Source organism: Streptococcus troglodytae (assembly GCF_002355215.1).
In the GTDB taxonomy this organism is placed as follows: domain Bacteria; phylum Bacillota; class Bacilli; order Lactobacillales; family Streptococcaceae; genus Streptococcus; species Streptococcus troglodytae.
In genome coordinates, this window is the sequence record NZ_AP014612.1 from 1,712,840 (window position 1) to 1,729,060 (window position 16,221).

Here is a 16,221-nt window from a genome sequence, read left to right on the forward strand (position 1 = left end):
AACTATTTTCAAAAAATGAAAAGATTTCGCTTTGGACAGTAAAAATAGAGCTCAGCCTTATCTGAGCTCCTATATATGCAAATAAAATTTTTAATTACAAAACAGCTAAACTGATAAAGTTCAAGATGAAAAGAACATCAAGCACCCAAATAATAGGATGAATATCTTTGACTTCTTTCTTAATCACTTTAGAGAAGGTATAAAAGAGAAAACCAGTTGCAATTCCTTGTGTAATACTGTAAGCAAGTCCCATAAAAACAGTCGCAAAAAAGGCTGGAATGGCTTGGCTCATATCAGACCACTCAATGTCTTTGAGACTTGATAGCATCATAATACCGACAATCAAAAGTACTGCTGCTGTCGCCTGCGTTGGAACAATAGCAAGAAGAGGACTGAAAAAACTTGATACAGCAAAAAGAAGAGCAACGACAACCGCTGTCAGACCCGTACGGCCTCCGGCACCAATACCAGCGGCGGATTCAACAAAAGTCGTCACATTTGAAGTACCCGCAACTGCTCCAACCGTTGTTCCCACCATGTCTGAAAACAGGGCCTTATCCATCTTATTTTGCAGACCAGATGATGTTGATTCACTAGTTACATCAAAAATACCAGCTTTAGCTCCTGTACCAATGAGAGTTCCAACATTATCAAAAATATCAGTCAAGGCAAAAGCCAAGATAGTCATTAAAACCTCAGGAATACGACCGGCATCTGAAAACAGAGCTCCCAAACCTTTATTGCCAAGAGCTGCTCCAAAAATTGTTCCCAAATCCTTAACAGCAGCCGCTGGATTATTGGCAGAAAAATCAATTTTTGACAGATTAACAACACCCGCTAAAATAGCAATAACAGTTGTTACAATAATAGAAAGGATGACTCCGCCTTTGATATTTTTAATGATAAAGAAAGCTGTGATAATAATACCAATAACAGCAACCAGAACTGCCGGATTGTTAAAATTAACCAGCGATGGTGTTGCAGAAGAGTTAGCTGTAATAGAGGCCAGGCCTTTTGCTGCACCTTTACCAGAGACGCTATAAGTTCCTGGATCAATAGCAAAACTCAACAAACCAGCATTCTTAAGACCAATGTATGTCAAAAAGATACCAATACCAGCACTGATAGCTTTTTTAAGACTATCTGGAATTTCATCAATAATCATACGACGAACTCTGGTTAAGGTAATAATAATTGAAATGATCCCACAGATAAAAACCATGGCTAAAGCTTCTTGCCAAGTATAACCAAGTGAAAAAACCACTGTATAGGTAAAGAAAGCATTGAGGCCCATTCCCGGTGCCATAGCATAAGGAATATTAGCATAAAGTCCCATCATCAAGGTTCCCGCGATAGAGCCAATAATAGTTGCTAGAAAAACACCTTGTGATGGCATACCTGTCTGACTCAAAATAGAAGGGTTAACAAATAAAATGTAGGACATGGCAAAGAAGGTTGTGAGCCCGGCCAACACTTCTGTCCGAACAGTTGTTTTGTTCTCTTTTAGTTTAAAAAACTTTTCCATTAAAAATAGTTCTCCTTTTTATGAACGCTAAGTCATATTATAGCTAAAGATGAAATGGTATTCAAGAGCCTATTTGCTGCTTTCCTTATCAAGAAAAAAACAAAAACCATGATTTGAATGAAGCTAAATCCCACAATAAAAGGCAGAATATCTGTTGATAAGAGTTTGCTCAATTCAGTAATAACCACTGTTGGACGCAAGACAAGATCCCAAGAATTAAGTCTGGCATAGCGTCCTAGATGGATGGCAAAACTAGAAATCACAGACAGCAATATTAGAACAAACAGCTTAAAATAATATTCTTTAATCACAAAACGTTTCAATACCTGATTGACACTCTCAACACCGCACAAGAAACCAAAGAGAATACTAGCCAAAACAAAAATAGTGAATTAGACTCTGAACATTGCTAAAACTACTGCCAATAAAATCCATATGCACCAAATCCGTCAACATATAAAAAGTATTGGGATAGAAGAAAAGCCAAAATAGCGTAAGAATAAAGGTTAATGAAAGATTTTTAAAACGATTAAGACAAAAACTGAAATCCAAAGCCAAAAGTGCGAGAAACATATTCCAAATTAAATACGTTTCTTTTATTTGAAAATAAACAATAGCTCCAGAAATCATAAAGAAAAAAAGATGGCTGATAAGCAACTTATTTTTCATAAAACACCTCCACTTGTAAAATAAAATTATATCATATTCTCAAAAATGATATTTTCTATTTAGAGTTTACTATCAAAAAGCCCTTAAAACTTCAATTTTACTATTCTATCCTAGCAACCCTTTTTAATTTTTTAATGAAATAAAGTTTGATAATCACCGCTCTACTATTGGTTTTTCCTTTGCAGTGGTAAAAAACAGTCTGGTTTAAGCAAGAGCAGCCTCAATTGATCATTGAAATATTTCGCTTAAAAAGCACATTAATCACCCCTTCACTTGCTTAATTTTCTTCTTTTCTGCTATAATTTTGCTATGATTAAAAAAATGATTGCCATTGATTTAGATGGTACGCTTCTCAAAAGTGACGGAACACTTTCCGATTACACTGTCGCTATTATTAAAAAAATTCAAGAGCAAGGACACTTGGTTATCATTACGACTGGCCGGCCCTACCGTATGGCTTTGGAATTTTATAAAATTCTAGGATTAAAAACACCAATGATTAATTTCAATGGTTCTTTGATTCACATTCCTGAGAAAAAATGGGCTGGTGAACACAAGGTTCGGATTGACCGAAGGTATCTTTTTGACGTTTTAAAGAATGAAAAGGCCTTTGAAGCAGACTTTATTGCCAGTGAATACCGCAAAAAATTTTACTTGACACTTGATCACCGTCATGCCATTAAACCAGAGATCTTTGGTGTTAAAGAATTGACAAATAAGATGCAGCTTAAACCTGAAAAGATTACACGGGATCCCCATGCCCTTCTTATGCAGACCCGAGTTGCTGATAAATATGCTCTAGCTAATGATATGCGTCGCCATTTCAATCATGAAATGGAAATCAGCAGCTGGGGTGGCCCTATGAATATCCTTGAATTTTCACCCAAAGGAGTTCACAAAGCTTATGCACTAAAAAATCTGCTCAAAACGCTCAATCTTTCTCGAGATGATTTAATAGCCTTTGGTGATGAACATAACGATCGGCAAATGTTAGCCTTTGCTTCTGTCGGCTATGCCATGAAAAATGCCAGTGAAGTACTATTACCTTATGCTGATAAAATGACACAATTTGACAATGATCACGATGGCGTGGCTAAAGAACTAAAAAAATTATTTCTATAGAATAAAAAAGGTTTGTCAAAATATTTTGAACAAGCTTTTTTTGACCATTATGCAAAGGATTTTTGATAGATGTTTTTCCTAAAAGAGAGTAAGATGAAGATAAACGAGGTAACCTATGAACATTGGAGAAAAACTCAAAACAGCACGCCAACAATCCCATCTAACTCAAGAAGCTGTCGCTGACTTAATCTTAGTTTCCAGACAAACCATCTCTAATTGGGAAAATGAAAAATCTTACCCAGACATTGTCAATTTGATAAAACTTAGTGACCTTTATCAGATTAGTTTAGACACACTGTTAAAAGACGATGGAAAAATGATCGAACATCTAGATAAGACAACTAATGCTGTTAAAAGCAATCAAAAACTGCAAACTTTTTTATTAAGCTATCTGGCGATGATAACCTGTCTGCTGCTTTTGTCATTATTCTTTCTAAAAAGTTACTATTTCTTATTGTTTTTAAGTATTATCATGATTTTAGGTGTACTTATTTTGTTTTATCAAATCATAAAAAGAATTTAGAAGGTGATTGCAGTGATGATCCAACAAATAATGTTAATAATCAGTCTTTTTCTCTTTTTGATAGGTGCTATTTTAACCAGCTATCAAATTTTTAAAATTGTTGAACTTGATGCACGAGCTAGAGGGCTGAATAATCCCGAACTTTGGGGACTTTCTGCTGCTGGCAGAGGAAATATTATCGGTCTTATTCTCTATTTTAAACATCGGGAAGATTATCCTATCAAAAACTTTCCACCCAAAAAGCAGGCAGAGAGTTCAAAACGTAAGAGATGGGCTATCCTTACCCTTTTTCTAGCAGGACTTGGTGCTGTTGGTATCGTTTTAGTTACTTTTTAGCTCAATTAAGCTTAAAATTCGTCTGTTGTTAAGGAAAGCTCCTCTCTGGCACTATCTTCTAGAGCAGTTACTGTTACACCTAAAAGACGGACACCAGAATTATTTTCTGTCAGATGATCAAAAATGCGATGAGCTGAACGTTCAATAACTTCAAAATCCTGAGTGGGTACATCTAAGGTTTTTCGCTTGGTCAGTGTTGAAAAATCCGAATAACGAACTTTAATAACGACAATCTTTCCTTTGCGCCCATGCTTTTTTAAACTGTCAGCTACTCGTCTGGCAGTCTTTGATAGTTCCAGTTTAATATCTTCATCATTATAAAGCAATTTCCCATAGGTCCTCTCACTGCCAATAGATTTACGAATGCGGTCGTTTTTGACAGGAGAATTACTGATACCACGTGCTTTTCGATACAGATCAAAGCCAAAACGCCCAAAAAGATCAATCAAGGTCATTTCCGGCACCTGTTGCAAATCCTTACCCGTAAAGATATGAAGAGCATGCAGTTTCTCAACAGATTTTTTCCCCACACCATAAAACTTTTCAATAGGTAAGGTTGCTAAGAAGCCTTCTGCATCCTGTGGCAAAATGACTGTTAAACCATGCGGCTTATCATAATCGCTAGCCAACTTAGCTAAAAATTTATTGTAGGAGACACCAGCAGAACAAGTTAAATGAAATTCTTCCCAAATATCGCGTTGAATAAGTTTAGCAATCTTCACTGCTGATTTTATGTTCAATTTATTTTCAGTAACATCTAAATAGGCTTCATCAATACTCATGGGTTCTACCAAATCTGTATAACGTCTAAAAATTTCTCTGACTTGTAATCCAATTTGACGGTATTTAGTATGATTGCCTCTGATAAAAATAGCTTGCGGACAACGTTCGTAAGCTTCTTTTGAACTCATGGCTGAGTGTATGCCAAATTCTCTGGCCAAATAATTAGCTGTCGAAACAACACCACGGCCGCCTGTTTGACGGGGGTCAGCACCAATTACAAGCGGTTTACCTTTCAATTTAGGATTATCACGTTCTTCTACTGCAGCAAAAAAGGCATCCATATCAATATGAATAATTTTTCGTGACGTATCATTAATCAGCGGAAAAATAAGCATCGTAACCTCTTTTATGATTTGTTGTATCCATTATATAATCTTTCTGTACTTTCCGCCACTTTTTGTATTTATAATACAGTTAAGCTTCTTTTAATAAACTGTATTATAAAAGAAATCGCTTACAAGCAAGTTCTTTCGCTTGTGTAACCGGTTACTGTATGATAGAATATAATCGTAAATTGTAACAGATTAACTGTTACTAGAATAGAGGGGAACTCAATTATGGCAACTGTCAAAACTAACACTGACGTTTTTGAAAAAGCCTGGGAAGGCTTTAAAGGAACTGACTGGAAAGACAGAGCAAGCATTTCTCGCTTTGTTCAAGACAACTACACTCCATATGACGGAGACGAAAGTTTTCTTGCCGGCCCTACTGAACGTTCACTTCACATCAAAAAAGTCGTAGAAGAAACTAAAGCGCATTACGAAGAAACGCGTTTTCCAATGGATACACGTATTACATCTATTGCTGATATCCCAGCAGGTTATATTGACAAGGAAAACGAATTGATTTTTGGTATCCAAAACGACGAACTTTTTAAACTGAACTTCATGCCAAAAGGCGGTATTCGCATGGCTGAAACAGCTTTGAAAGAACATGGTTATGAACCAGACCCTGCCGTTCATGAAATCTTTACCAAATATGCAACAACTGTTAATGATGGTATCTTTCGCGCTTACACTTCAAACATTCGTCGTGCACGTCATGCCCACACTGTAACTGGTCTCCCAGATGCATACTCTCGCGGACGTATTATTGGAGTTTATGCCCGTCTTGCTCTCTATGGTGCTGACTACTTGATGCAAGAAAAAGTGAACGACTGGAACTCAATTGCTGAAATTGACGAAGAATCAATCCGTCTTCGTGAAGAAGTAAACCTTCAATATCAAGCACTTGGTGAAGTGGTGCGACTAGGTGATCTTTACGGTCTTGATGTTCGCAAACCTGCTATGAATGTTAAGGAAGCTATCCAATGGGTTAATATCGCCTTTATGGCTGTCTGCCGCGTTATCAATGGTGCTGCAACTTCTCTTGGACGTGTCCCAATCGTTCTTGATATCTTTGCAGAACGTGACCTTGCTCGTGGCACTTTCACTGAATCAGAAATCCAAGAATTCGTTGATGACTTCGTTATGAAACTTCGTACAGTCAAATTTGCGCGTACTAAAGCTTATGATGAACTTTACTCAGGTGACCCAACATTTATTACGACTTCTATGGCTGGTATGGGAGCTGATGGACGTCACCGTGTTACTAAGATGGACTACCGTTTCCTAAATACACTTGATAATATTGGCAATGCTCCAGAACCTAATTTAACCGTCTTTGGTCAAGTAAATTGCCTTACGCTTTCCGTCATTATTGTATGTCTATGAGCCACAAGCATTCTTCAATTCAATATGAAGGTGTCACAACTATGGCTAAAGAAGGTTATGGTGAAATGTCATGTATCTCATGCTGTGTATCTCCGCTTGATCCTGAAAACGAAGATCGTCGCCACAATCTGCAGTACTTTGGTGCTCGTGTTAACGTTCTTAAAGCGCTTCTTACAGGACTTAACGGCGGTTACGACGATGTTCACAAAGACTACAAAGTATTTGATGTAGAACCTATCCGTGATGAAGTCCTTGATTTTGAAACAGTTAAAGCTAATTTTGAAAAAGCGCTTGATTGGTTGACTGATACTTACGTGGATGCAATGAATATCATTCACTATATGACTGATAAATATAACTACGAAGCTGTTCAAATGGCTTTCTTGCCAACACGTGTTAAAGCCAATATGGGATTTGGTATTTGCGGATTCTCTAATACAGTTGATTCATTGTCAGCTATTAAATATGCTACTGTTAAACCTATCCGTGATGAAGATGGTTACATCTACGACTATGAAACTGTTGGAGACTTCCCTCGTTACGGAGAAGATGATGACCGTGTAGACTCAATCGCTGAATGGTTGCTTGAAGCTTTCCATACTCGTCTTGCACGCCATAAACTGTACAAAGATTCCGAAGCTACTGTATCATTGCTTACAATCACTTCTAATGTTGCTTATTCTAAACAAACTGGTAATTCTCCAGTTCACAAGGGTGTCTATCTCAATGAAGATGGTTCTGTGAACCTATCTAAAGTAGAATTCTTCTCACCAGGTGCTAATCCATCAAATAAAGCTTCCGGTGGCTGGTTGCAAAACTTGAACTCATTGAAGAAACTTGACTTTGCTCACGCAAATGATGGTATCTCATTGACAACTCAAGTTTCACCAAAAGCTCTTGGTAAGACATTCGATGAACAAGTTGCTAACTTGGTCACAATTCTTGATGGTTACTTTGAAGGTGGCGGTCAACACGTTAACTTGAACGTTATGGATCTTAAAGATGTTTATGACAAGATCATGAATGGTGAAGATGTTATCGTTCGTATCTCAGGTTACTGTGTTAACACTAAATACCTCACTAAAGAACAAAAGACTGAATTGACGCAACGTGTTTTCCATGAAGTTCTTTCAATGGATGATGCAGCTACAGAATTGGTTGACAACAAATAAGTGTTAAACAGTTTAAAAGACCTCACTTTTAATGAGTGAGGTCTTTGCTGTGTTTCCAGTATATCAATAACGGTAAAACTCTTATATTCTAAAAGTTCATAAATTCAGAAAGCTGCTCTTGTGATTTGAAAAACTTTCGTCTACAATAATATTATGAAAATCAATTACACTCGTGACACACTGTCCTCAACTTATCTTGATGCAGTTAAAATTAGAAATATCGTTTTCGTTCAAGGACAAGGTGTCCCATTAGCTATTGAAGTTGATAAGAACGAAGCGCATTGCATTCATTTTGTGCTTTATGATGACACAAATAAGGCTGTTGCAACCTGTCGTCTTTTGCCTGCCGAGAATGGAATCGCAGTGACCTTGCAGCGCATGGCTGTTTTATCTGGCAATCGCGGCAAAAATTATGGAAAGCTCATTCTAAATGCTGCAATAGACTTCGCCAAAAAGCAGGGCTATCAGCAAATGACTTTACATGCTCAATTAAGCGCCAAAGGTTTTTACCAAAGAATGCAGTTTGAATCTTTAGGACAAGAATTTGAGGAAGCTGGTATTAAACATATTACTATGATAAAAGCTTTATCATAAACATTTTTATATGATGACTGTCTTCGTACAACCATCATAATCCACTAACTATCAAAAAGGGTTGGGACACCTTTTCCCAACCCTTTTATTGTACAGTAGTTTCAACTCTCACTTCATCTATAGCTTAGAAAATCAGTCACAATTGCTATCTGAATCTTTTTTTAAACCAGCTTTAATCACTTCAATTAAATCATTGCGATCTAAAATCCACTGGGAACGCTCATCTTTTTCATAGGTACGATTACTAAGAAAAATAGCTGCACTCTGTTTTTTAATGTTAAGTAAAATAAAGGTACCGGTATAGCCTGTATGAAGCAGCCAATCACCAGCTAAGTCCCAAGCAAGACTACGTGTCTTGTCGGCATAAGCAAAATCTTGAGTCAGCGGCTTAGCAAAGTCATCGTTTAAATAATGGTTAACAAAGCACTTTAAATCTTCTAAATTTGAAAAAAGTCCTGCTGAACCTGTGTGAATGCCCAAAACTTTAGCCTTTGGATCATGCACCCTTCCAATAGGGATTGTTTTGTCCGTTGGTACTGCTCTTTTAACAGGTCCAAAACTTGTCTTTTCCATCCCAAAAGGCTTAAAAACATGTTCTTTTATGATCTTATCTAAAGGCTGATCATAGAATGCTTCCAACAAAAAACCTAACAAAATAAAATTAAGATCTGTATAATGAAAAGATTTAGTTTTAGTAACTTCAATGTGATTGATTGCTTGTTTGAGAGCTGCAAAGTCCAACTTATTTCGGTTGGGAATGAAGGGATTAATACCACTTGTATGCGTTAAAAGCTGCCTGATGGTTACTGAGGAGTCATGAAAATTAGGATAATAAACCTGGAGAGGATCATCAAGCTTTAAATGATTAGCCTGAAGCAAAAAGATAAGAACTGTCCCAACACCGACTACCTTAGAAACACTAGCAAGATCATAGACTAGACCTGCTTTTGTCTTATGATGAGGAATTGTTTCTCCTAAATAAAATTCCTGCCATTGACCATCATAAAGTGCTAAACTTGCTCCTAAATAAACGTGTTGATTAATCTGTTGATTAATCTTATCAATAATTTTCTGATAGTTCATTTTACTTTACGAAACCAAATTTCAATCTGGCTTGGATCTGAAAGAACCAAAACCCTTTCTTTCTTATCTAAGTAAATGTTCTGTCCTTTTTCTTCAAGATAATCTTTTAAAGCAGCAAGATCATAATCTTTGGCAACTCGAATTTCTAAAATTTCCAGATCCCAGGCAATATGAGGTTTTATGGTTAGGTCCTCTCCAGAAGTCTCAACAAAATCTAACAAAATTGGAAATTGATTTTGAAAGAGATCGTGATAAAAATCCTGCGATTTTACCTTATCAGGAACATTTAAACACATACTTTCCACTTTGAAAGCTGACAGCCCTTTAAAATCAGGTAAAGACTGATAATCCGCTTGTTTAGTCTCTTGAAGAGTCGTTAAATCATCTTCAGCATGAATAAGAAAGCGATCCTTTTCAGGAGAAATGGCCTCAAAAGCATAGCCATTAGCTCCTTTAAAAACCTTATCTGCCTGAGCTCCATTAGCTAGTAAAGCAGCAATTTCTTCAGTCTTACTAGCTTTGATAATTATTTTATTGAGTTTTTTTGTCCCTTTTACTGCTCTTGTACGAATATCTGGTGACTCTTCAATCAAAAAGAGACTGCCTGCTTGAGCCCAATCCCCAAAAATGACCAAAGAATTTTCTTCAGAAAGCACTTTGAAACCTAAAGTATTCTGATAGAAATCAATATTTTCTTCACGATTATTAATCCGTAAAACGGGTGAGTAAAACTCCATCTGTTCAAATACTGTCATCTTGTCCAATCCTCCCTTAGTAGTTCTATTTTAGACAAAATATGAAGATTTGACAAGAAATTGTATGCTTCCTTTAATACTTTTTTAACATAAAATTAAAAATAACCGAAAGACGAAAGTAAAAAAAACAAAAGCTGAGCAAATAACTCAGCTTTTTGTTAATCTAATTGATTACTTCATATATAAATATTTGAACAAGGCAACGCCTGCTATTCCAGCAAGGATTGGTGCAATGACTGGAACCCAAGAATACCACCACTTTGAGCTACCTTTAGATTTACCAAGTACGGATTCTGGCAAGAAATGGTGAAGAAGACGCGGACCTAAGTCACGGGCAGGATTAAGGGCAGGTCCAGTAGGACCTCCTAAAGATGCTACCAATGCCATAACAAGGAAACCTAAACCAAGGTGAGCTATCGCCAAACCAGAATTAACATTAGCACCCACTGTCAGACCAACTTGAGAGAATTTAAAAGTAGAAGATGTTACATCGGTTCCCATGGTATTTAATTGCTGAACAATTTCACCACCAAAGTAGTTTTTCGTAAGAGCAAGTGCACCAAAGAAAAGCACAAATGAACCAGCAAACTCATTTAAGAAACCATTGATAAGTGAAGCTTTCTTGCTTGCATCCGTACCATCATCTACAGCTGAGATAGTAGAGAATGTTCCCAAAATACCATCAGAACTTTCAGTTTGCTTGTAATAAGGAGCATGGGTTGCCACAACAATCAACTGACCAAAGATAGCTCCCAGCATTTGTGCAAGAATATAAGGAAGTACTTGTTTCCAAGGGAAAAGATCCGATATTGCAAGACCAAGCGTGAAAGCAGGATTAATATGGTTACCAGATACATTACCAAACATCAAAGCAGGCAGCATCACACCAAAACCATAACCTAAGGTGATGATAACCCAGCCACTCTTATAACCCTTTGTTCCTTTCAATTCTACATTTGCAACGGCACCATTCCCCAAAATAACGAGTAGAGCAGTACCAATAAATTCTGTGATATATTTCACAGTCCATGTAACATCCATTTGTCTATTATTCCTCCGCATTTTAATTTTTTAGACATGTATCATTTTATCAAGTATAATAGATAATGTAAAGACTCTTAGAAAATTAAAACGTTTACTTTATGAAAGGTCCCTATGAAATATAATCAATACAGTTATATCGGCACTTCAGTCTCACAGGCTGAAAAAGAGCTAAAAGAACTTGGTTTTCAAATCAACAGTCAAAAAACCAATAAAGCAAACTTAACGACCTTTGTTAGTCAAGTTTACATCCACAATCCCGATAAAGGTGATGTTTTCAAAAGTATAATTGCTGATAGTCAAACTGATTTAGCAACTTTTTTGCAATCTGATCGAAAACTAACAGAGGAAATTTTCTATACTATAGCCTTGCAACTCTTGGAATTCACGCCTTATATTGATTTTGACGAAGTCAAGACCTTTATTAAACACAATCATTTTCCTATTGTCTTTCAACCAAAGCAGTTCTTACTGAATCTTTATCAATTGCTGGGGACGCGTACTAAAAATGGAATGACTTTGATTGATAAGTTGGTCAGTCAAGGCTTTTTGCCAGCCGATAACCATTATCGTTATTTTAATGGCAAGAGTTTAGCAACCTTTGATACGAATGCCCTCATCCGTGAAATTGTTTATGTCGAAGCTCCCCTTGATACCGATAAAGATGGACAACTGGATCTCATTAAGGTCAATATTATTCGCCCCCAAACAAAGGCAAAACTACCAGTCGTCATGACAGCCAGTCCCTATCATCAAGGAACAAATGATAAAGGAGCCGATAAAAAATTGCATCAAATGAAAGGTGAATTGACTGTTAAAAAAGCTGCTACTATCACTGTCACTGATACCCATTTTCAGGCTCTGCAAGCTCCCTCTTCCAATTTGCCAATTAGTCCTGCACAAGAAAGTTTTTCTTACATTGACAGCTATACCCTCAATGATTACTTTCTAGCTCGCGGTTTTGCTAACATTTATGTATCAGGTGTTGGCACCAAAGATTCCGATGGCTTTATGACAAGCGGTGATTATGCTCAAATCGAATCCTTTAAGGCTGTTATTGACTGGTTGAATGGCAGAGCTACTGCCTATACGAGTCATAAGCGTGATAAAAGGGTTATGGCTGACTGGACTAATGGTTTGGTAGCCACAACAGGAAAATCCTACTTAGGAACCATGTCAACAGGGCTAGCAACGACTGGTATTAAAGAACTTAAGGTCATTATTTCGGAATCTGCTATTTCTTCTTGGTATGATTATTATCGTGAAAATGGTCTGGTGTGCAGTCCCGGTGGCTATCCGGGAGAGGATATAGATGTTCTGACGGAATTGACCTATTCTCGAAATTTAGCAGCTGGCGATTATCTAAGAAATAATGCGCAATATCAAAAAATGCTAGCAGAACAAGTTAAACAAAGTGATCGCACCAGTGGCGATTACAATCAATTTTGGCAGGATCGCAATTATCTTCCTCATGCTCATAAGATCAAAGCACATGTTGTCTACACTCATGGCCTGCAAGACTGGAATGTCAAACCAAACCAAGTCTATTACATTTTTAATGCTCTGCCAGAGCAGATTCAAAAACATATTTTTCTTCATCAAGGGCAACATGTCTATATGCATAACTGGCAATCCATTGATTTTCGTGAGAGTATGAACGCCCTTTTAAGCGAAGAACTATTAGGTCTACAGAATCATTTTCAATTACCAACTATTATTTGGCAGGATAATTCACAAGTACAAACTTGGAAAAATCTTAACAATTTTGGCTCTCATCAGATACGTCAATTTTCTCTTGGGCAAAAGAAAAAAATCATTGATAATCACTATCCTTCTTCTGATTTTAAGCGCTACAGTGATGACTATCATGCTTTTAAACACGACCTTTTTCTCAAGAAAGCTAACGAAATTGCCATTGATTTACCCATCCAAGAAGATATGCTAGTTAATGGACAAATCAAACTCAATCTCACACTTAAATCCAGCAGTAATAAAGGACTGCTCTCTGCCCAAGTTCTTGATTATGGTCAAAAAAAACGTTTCTCTGACTTACCAACAATCCTTGAACACAATAGCATTGACAATGGGCAAAATTTCTCCCGTGAAGCTTTACGAGAACTACCTTTTAAAAAAGCGCCTTATCGCATCATCACAAAAGGCGTCCTTAATTTACAAAATCGCACAGACCTCTTAACGATTGAAGATATCTTTCCCAACAAATGGATGACCATTACTTTTAATCTCCAAGCAAGTCTTTATCAGCTACAAAAAGGAGACAGTCTCAGAATTGTTCTCTATACTACAGACTTTGAACAAACCATTCGTGATAACAGCAATTATATTTTGGTAGTTGATTTAGCAAAATCAACTATCGAAATTCCCATTGCTTAAGGCCAATACATGTAAAAAGCGTAAAAAATTTTCGCTCTTAAGAAAGAAAGCTCGATCTTCCTCCTAAGATCTGTCTTAATATAACATTAAAAACCTCTAACACTATCAATGTAAAACTTCTTCCCCTAGCCAGTTAAAAATGATATAATAAAAAACAGACTGACAACTCAGTTCTTACTTTTCAATAAGACGATTTTAGTCCACAAACAAATTCAAACAAGGCTCAAACCCTTGTCAGGAAAGGAATCTTAAAAATATTATGATGAATATGCAAAATATGATGAAACAAGCGCAAAAATTGCAAAAGCAAATGGAAAAAAAGCAATCTGAATTGGCTAGCATGACTTTTATTGGTAAATCTGCACAAGATCTTGTTACAGCAACCTTTACGGGAGATAAGAAACTGGTTTCTATTGATTTTAACAAAGCAGTTGTTGACCCAGATGATACTGAGACTTTGCAAGATATGACTGTTCAGGCTGTTAATGATGCACTTAAGCAAATTGAAGATGCTACGCAAAAAACGATGGGAGCATTTGCAGGTAAATTACCATTCTAATCCTTACAACAAAAAACTGGCCATTCTCTTCAAAGAGAATGAGCCAGTTTTCTTTTTAAAAACATGCTAATGGCTATTTTCCTGATAACTGCCTAAAAAATCCCTTACATACAGAAGCCCTTTATTTTCCACCAAACAATCGCGCAAAAAAGCCTTTTTTAATGCCTTCTTGCTGGCTTTGAATTTCTTCAACTTCTGCTTTGGCTTCATCAAGTTCCAGCTTCAATTGTTCTTTGTCTTGCATAGCCGTTAATGTTAATTGCTGTTGTTGATCAATTTGCTTATCTTTTTCAGCGATTTGAACATCTTTGATACGCAGCTGTTCATCTTTAGATTCTAGCTGACTGTCTTTTGCTTTGAGCTGATCATAAAGACGGGTGATTTCTGTATTCTTCTCATCAATCAAAATTTCTAGAAATTCACGTTGTTTTGCTTCTTCACTGACAGGTTCATCTTCAAAAATAGTTTTCTTATAAATTTCTTCTAATTTGATCAGACCAGCACGATTAACAACAGTAACACCTTTATCATTCTTTTCAACATATTCTTCAGGAAAAGATTTGACACGATTATTAACCGCTTGTCGGCTCACTCCTAAAATCTCAGCCAATTCGCTGACTGTCTTTTCAATTGCCATAATATCCTCATTTTTACAGAATTAATACTATGAAGATAGTATCATATCGCCCTTAATCTGTCAATTTATGATAGGAAAACAACCTGTTTCTTTTCCTATTAAAGGAGCATCATTTATGCTAGAATAAAATCATGACACATTTTGATACAATCGTTATCGGCGGCGGACCTGCAGGTATGATGGCCTGCATTTCCGCTAGTTTTCATGGTAAGAAAGCCCTCCTTCTAGAAAAGAACAAACGGCTGGGTAAAAAGTTAGCTGGCACTGGCGGAGGACGTTGTAATGTCACCAACAACGGCACTTTGGCGGATTTACTAGCCGGTATTCCCGGCAATGGACGTTTTCTCCATAGTGTCTTTTCTCAATTTGATAATCATGATATTATGTCTTTTTTTGAAGAAAACGGAGTCGCTTTAAAAGTCGAAGATCACGGCAGAGTCTTTCCCAAAACAAACAAATCACGCACTATTATTGACTGTCTGGAAAGAAAAATCAAAGAACTTGGTGGTTTAATTAAGACACAGTGCGAAATTGTTTCCGTCAAAAAAGAGGATGGACAGTTTATTGTTAAATCAGCTGATGAAGCTTTCACCTGCCAGCAGTTGATTATTACAACTGGCGGAAAATCTTATCCTTCCACCGGTTCAACTGGCTTTGGCTATGCCATTGCTAACCATTTCAAATTGACAGTGACCCATCTCGAAGCCGCTGAGAGTCCTCTACTGACTGATTTTCCCCACAAAGCGCTACAGGGGATTTCACTTGATGATGTGACATTGACATGTGGTAAACATCAGATTAATCATGATCTGCTTTTTACGCATTTTGGTCTATCTGGTCCTGCAGCACTGCGCTTATCCACTTTTATTCAGGGAGGAGAAACAGCCTATTTAGACTTATTACCACAGCTTACCAAAGAAGCATTGCAGGAAAAAATTGAAACAAATCGGGAAAAATCGTTGAAAAATGCCTTGAAGACATTCTTGCCTGAACGTCTAGCAGCATTTCTATCAGAAGGTTATGACCACAAAGTCAAACAGCTTTCCAAAAAAGATTTGGAAAAAATTCTCCAGAAAATCAAAGCTTTACCGATTCCAATTACTGGTAAAATGTCTCTAGCTAAGTCTTTTGTGACCAAGGGTGGTATTGATTTAAAGGAAATCAATCCTAAAACCTTGGAAAGCAAAACGGTTTCTGGTCTACATTTTGCTGGTGAAGTGCTTGATATTAATGCTCATACTGGCGGATTCAATATCACAGCAGCCCTTTGTACTGGCTGGGTTGCTGGCAGTTTGCACTACCAATAATTATAATATTAC

Annotated in this window: 13 protein-coding genes and 2 pseudogenes; 8 read left to right on the top strand and 7 right to left on the bottom strand. The window is 36.9% G+C overall.

Annotated elements, in window-relative coordinates; all coding sequences use genetic code 11:
• Nucleotides 1-94: 94 nt before the first annotated feature.
• The gene (locus tag SRT_RS08265) at nt 95-1,525 is read right to left on the bottom strand and encodes an NCS2 family permease (RefSeq protein WP_128833739.1); all 1,431 of its coding nucleotides are present in this window, start codon (nt 1,523-1,525) and stop codon (nt 95-97) included.
• 69 nt (nt 1,526-1,594) lie between these two features.
• Nucleotides 1,595-2,194: pseudogene (locus tag SRT_RS08270) on the bottom strand (DUF1361 domain-containing protein).
• 309 nt (nt 2,195-2,503) lie between these two features.
• Here SRT_RS08270 and SRT_RS08275 point away from each other — a divergent pair.
• The 3 genes from SRT_RS08275 to SRT_RS08285 all read left to right on the top strand — a co-directional run bounded on the left by SRT_RS08275 (nt 2,504) and on the right by SRT_RS08285 (nt 4,175).
• On the top strand, nt 2,504-3,316 hold the full coding sequence (locus SRT_RS08275) for a Cof-type HAD-IIB family hydrolase (RefSeq protein ID WP_002262615.1): 813 nt from the start codon (nt 2,504-2,506) through the stop codon (nt 3,314-3,316).
• Nucleotides 3,317-3,431: 115 nt separating this feature from the next.
• Entirely contained in the window at nt 3,432-3,839 is a 408-nt protein-coding gene (locus SRT_RS08280; protein ID WP_002262616.1) for a helix-turn-helix domain-containing protein, read from the top strand.
• A gap of 12 nt (nt 3,840-3,851) precedes the next feature.
• Nucleotides 3,852-4,175, top strand: a complete 324-nt coding sequence (locus SRT_RS08285; protein ID WP_128833740.1) for a hypothetical protein — start codon at nt 3,852-3,854, stop codon at nt 4,173-4,175.
• An 11-nt stretch (nt 4,176-4,186) separates the two neighbouring features.
• On the opposite strand, the gene dinB is transcribed toward SRT_RS08285, so the two are convergent.
• Nucleotides 4,187-5,293, bottom strand: coding sequence for a DNA polymerase IV (gene dinB / locus SRT_RS08290; protein ID WP_128833741.1), 1,107 nt, complete (start codon nt 5,291-5,293; stop codon nt 4,187-4,189).
• 222 nt (nt 5,294-5,515) lie between these two features.
• Here dinB and pflB point away from each other — a divergent pair.
• Nucleotides 5,516-7,842: pseudogene (pflB, locus tag SRT_RS08295) on the top strand (formate C-acetyltransferase).
• 153 nt (nt 7,843-7,995) lie between these two features.
• Nucleotides 7,996-8,436, top strand: coding sequence for a GNAT family N-acetyltransferase (locus tag SRT_RS08300; protein WP_128833742.1), 441 nt, complete (start codon nt 7,996-7,998; stop codon nt 8,434-8,436).
• A gap of 132 nt (nt 8,437-8,568) precedes the next feature.
• Here the strand turns inward: SRT_RS08300 and SRT_RS08305 are convergent, their stop codons facing one another.
• The 3 genes from SRT_RS08305 to gla all read right to left on the bottom strand — a co-directional run bounded on the left by SRT_RS08305 (nt 8,569) and on the right by gla (nt 11,315).
• The gene (locus tag SRT_RS08305; RefSeq protein ID WP_128833743.1) at nt 8,569-9,519 is read right to left on the bottom strand and encodes a serine hydrolase domain-containing protein; all 951 of its coding nucleotides are present in this window, start codon (nt 9,517-9,519) and stop codon (nt 8,569-8,571) included.
• Nucleotides 9,516-10,274 carry a CppA family protein gene (locus SRT_RS08310; protein ID WP_128833744.1) on the bottom strand — a complete coding sequence of 253 codons (759 nt, stop codon included), beginning with the start codon at nt 10,272-10,274 and terminating at the stop codon, nt 9,516-9,518. The genes SRT_RS08305 and SRT_RS08310 overlap by 4 nt, the downstream gene beginning before the upstream one ends.
• 171 nt (nt 10,275-10,445) lie before the next feature.
• On the bottom strand, nt 10,446-11,315 hold the full coding sequence (gene gla / locus SRT_RS08315) for an aquaglyceroporin Gla (protein WP_128833745.1): 870 nt from the start codon (nt 11,313-11,315) through the stop codon (nt 10,446-10,448).
• A 114-nt stretch (nt 11,316-11,429) separates the two neighbouring features.
• Here gla and SRT_RS08320 point away from each other — a divergent pair, with 114 nt between their 5' ends.
• Nucleotides 11,430-13,706 carry a Xaa-Pro dipeptidyl-peptidase gene (locus tag SRT_RS08320; RefSeq protein WP_128833746.1) on the top strand — a complete coding sequence of 759 codons (2,277 nt, stop codon included), beginning with the start codon at nt 11,430-11,432 and terminating at the stop codon, nt 13,704-13,706.
• A gap of 259 nt (nt 13,707-13,965) precedes the next feature.
• Nucleotides 13,966-14,265, top strand: a complete 300-nt coding sequence (locus tag SRT_RS08325) for a YbaB/EbfC family nucleoid-associated protein (RefSeq protein WP_128833747.1) — start codon at nt 13,966-13,968, stop codon at nt 14,263-14,265.
• Between the two features lie 121 nt (nt 14,266-14,386).
• Here the strand turns inward: SRT_RS08325 and SRT_RS08330 are convergent, their stop codons facing one another.
• Entirely contained in the window at nt 14,387-14,902 is a 516-nt protein-coding gene (locus SRT_RS08330; RefSeq protein ID WP_002262626.1) for a DUF536 domain-containing protein, read from the bottom strand.
• A 131-nt stretch (nt 14,903-15,033) separates the two neighbouring features.
• Here SRT_RS08330 and aao point away from each other — a divergent pair, with 131 nt between their 5' ends.
• On the top strand, nt 15,034-16,209 hold the full coding sequence (aao, locus tag SRT_RS08335) for an aminoacetone oxidase (RefSeq protein WP_128833748.1): 1,176 nt from the start codon (nt 15,034-15,036) through the stop codon (nt 16,207-16,209).
• Nucleotides 16,210-16,221 lie beyond the last annotated feature (12 nt).

What these genes read in the sequence shown, in the direction of transcription:
- SRT_RS08265 (WP_128833739.1), bottom strand. Translation starts at nt 1,525, where the DNA reads ATGGAAAAGTTTTTTAAACTAAAAGAGAACAAAACAACTGTTCGGACA.
- SRT_RS08275 (WP_002262615.1), top strand. Translation starts at nt 2,504, where the DNA reads ATGATTAAAAAAATGATTGCCATTGATTTAGATGGTACGCTTCTCAAA.
- SRT_RS08280 (WP_002262616.1), top strand. Translation starts at nt 3,432, where the DNA reads ATGAACATTGGAGAAAAACTCAAAACAGCACGCCAACAATCCCATCTA.
- dinB (WP_128833741.1), bottom strand. Translation starts at nt 5,293, where the DNA reads ATGCTTATTTTTCCGCTGATTAATGATACGTCACGAAAAATTATTCAT.
- SRT_RS08300 (WP_128833742.1), top strand. Translation starts at nt 7,996, where the DNA reads ATGAAAATCAATTACACTCGTGACACACTGTCCTCAACTTATCTTGAT.
- SRT_RS08305 (WP_128833743.1), bottom strand. Translation starts at nt 9,519, where the DNA reads ATGAACTATCAGAAAATTATTGATAAGATTAATCAACAGATTAATCAA.
- SRT_RS08310 (WP_128833744.1), bottom strand. Translation starts at nt 10,274, where the DNA reads ATGACAGTATTTGAACAGATGGAGTTTTACTCACCCGTTTTACGGATT.
- gla (WP_128833745.1), bottom strand. Translation starts at nt 11,315, where the DNA reads ATGGATGTTACATGGACTGTGAAATATATCACAGAATTTATTGGTACT.
- SRT_RS08320 (WP_128833746.1), top strand. Translation starts at nt 11,430, where the DNA reads ATGAAATATAATCAATACAGTTATATCGGCACTTCAGTCTCACAGGCT.
- SRT_RS08325 (WP_128833747.1), top strand. Translation starts at nt 13,966, where the DNA reads ATGATGAATATGCAAAATATGATGAAACAAGCGCAAAAATTGCAAAAG.
- SRT_RS08330 (WP_002262626.1), bottom strand. Translation starts at nt 14,902, where the DNA reads ATGGCAATTGAAAAGACAGTCAGCGAATTGGCTGAGATTTTAGGAGTG.
- aao (WP_128833748.1), top strand. Translation starts at nt 15,034, where the DNA reads ATGACACATTTTGATACAATCGTTATCGGCGGCGGACCTGCAGGTATG.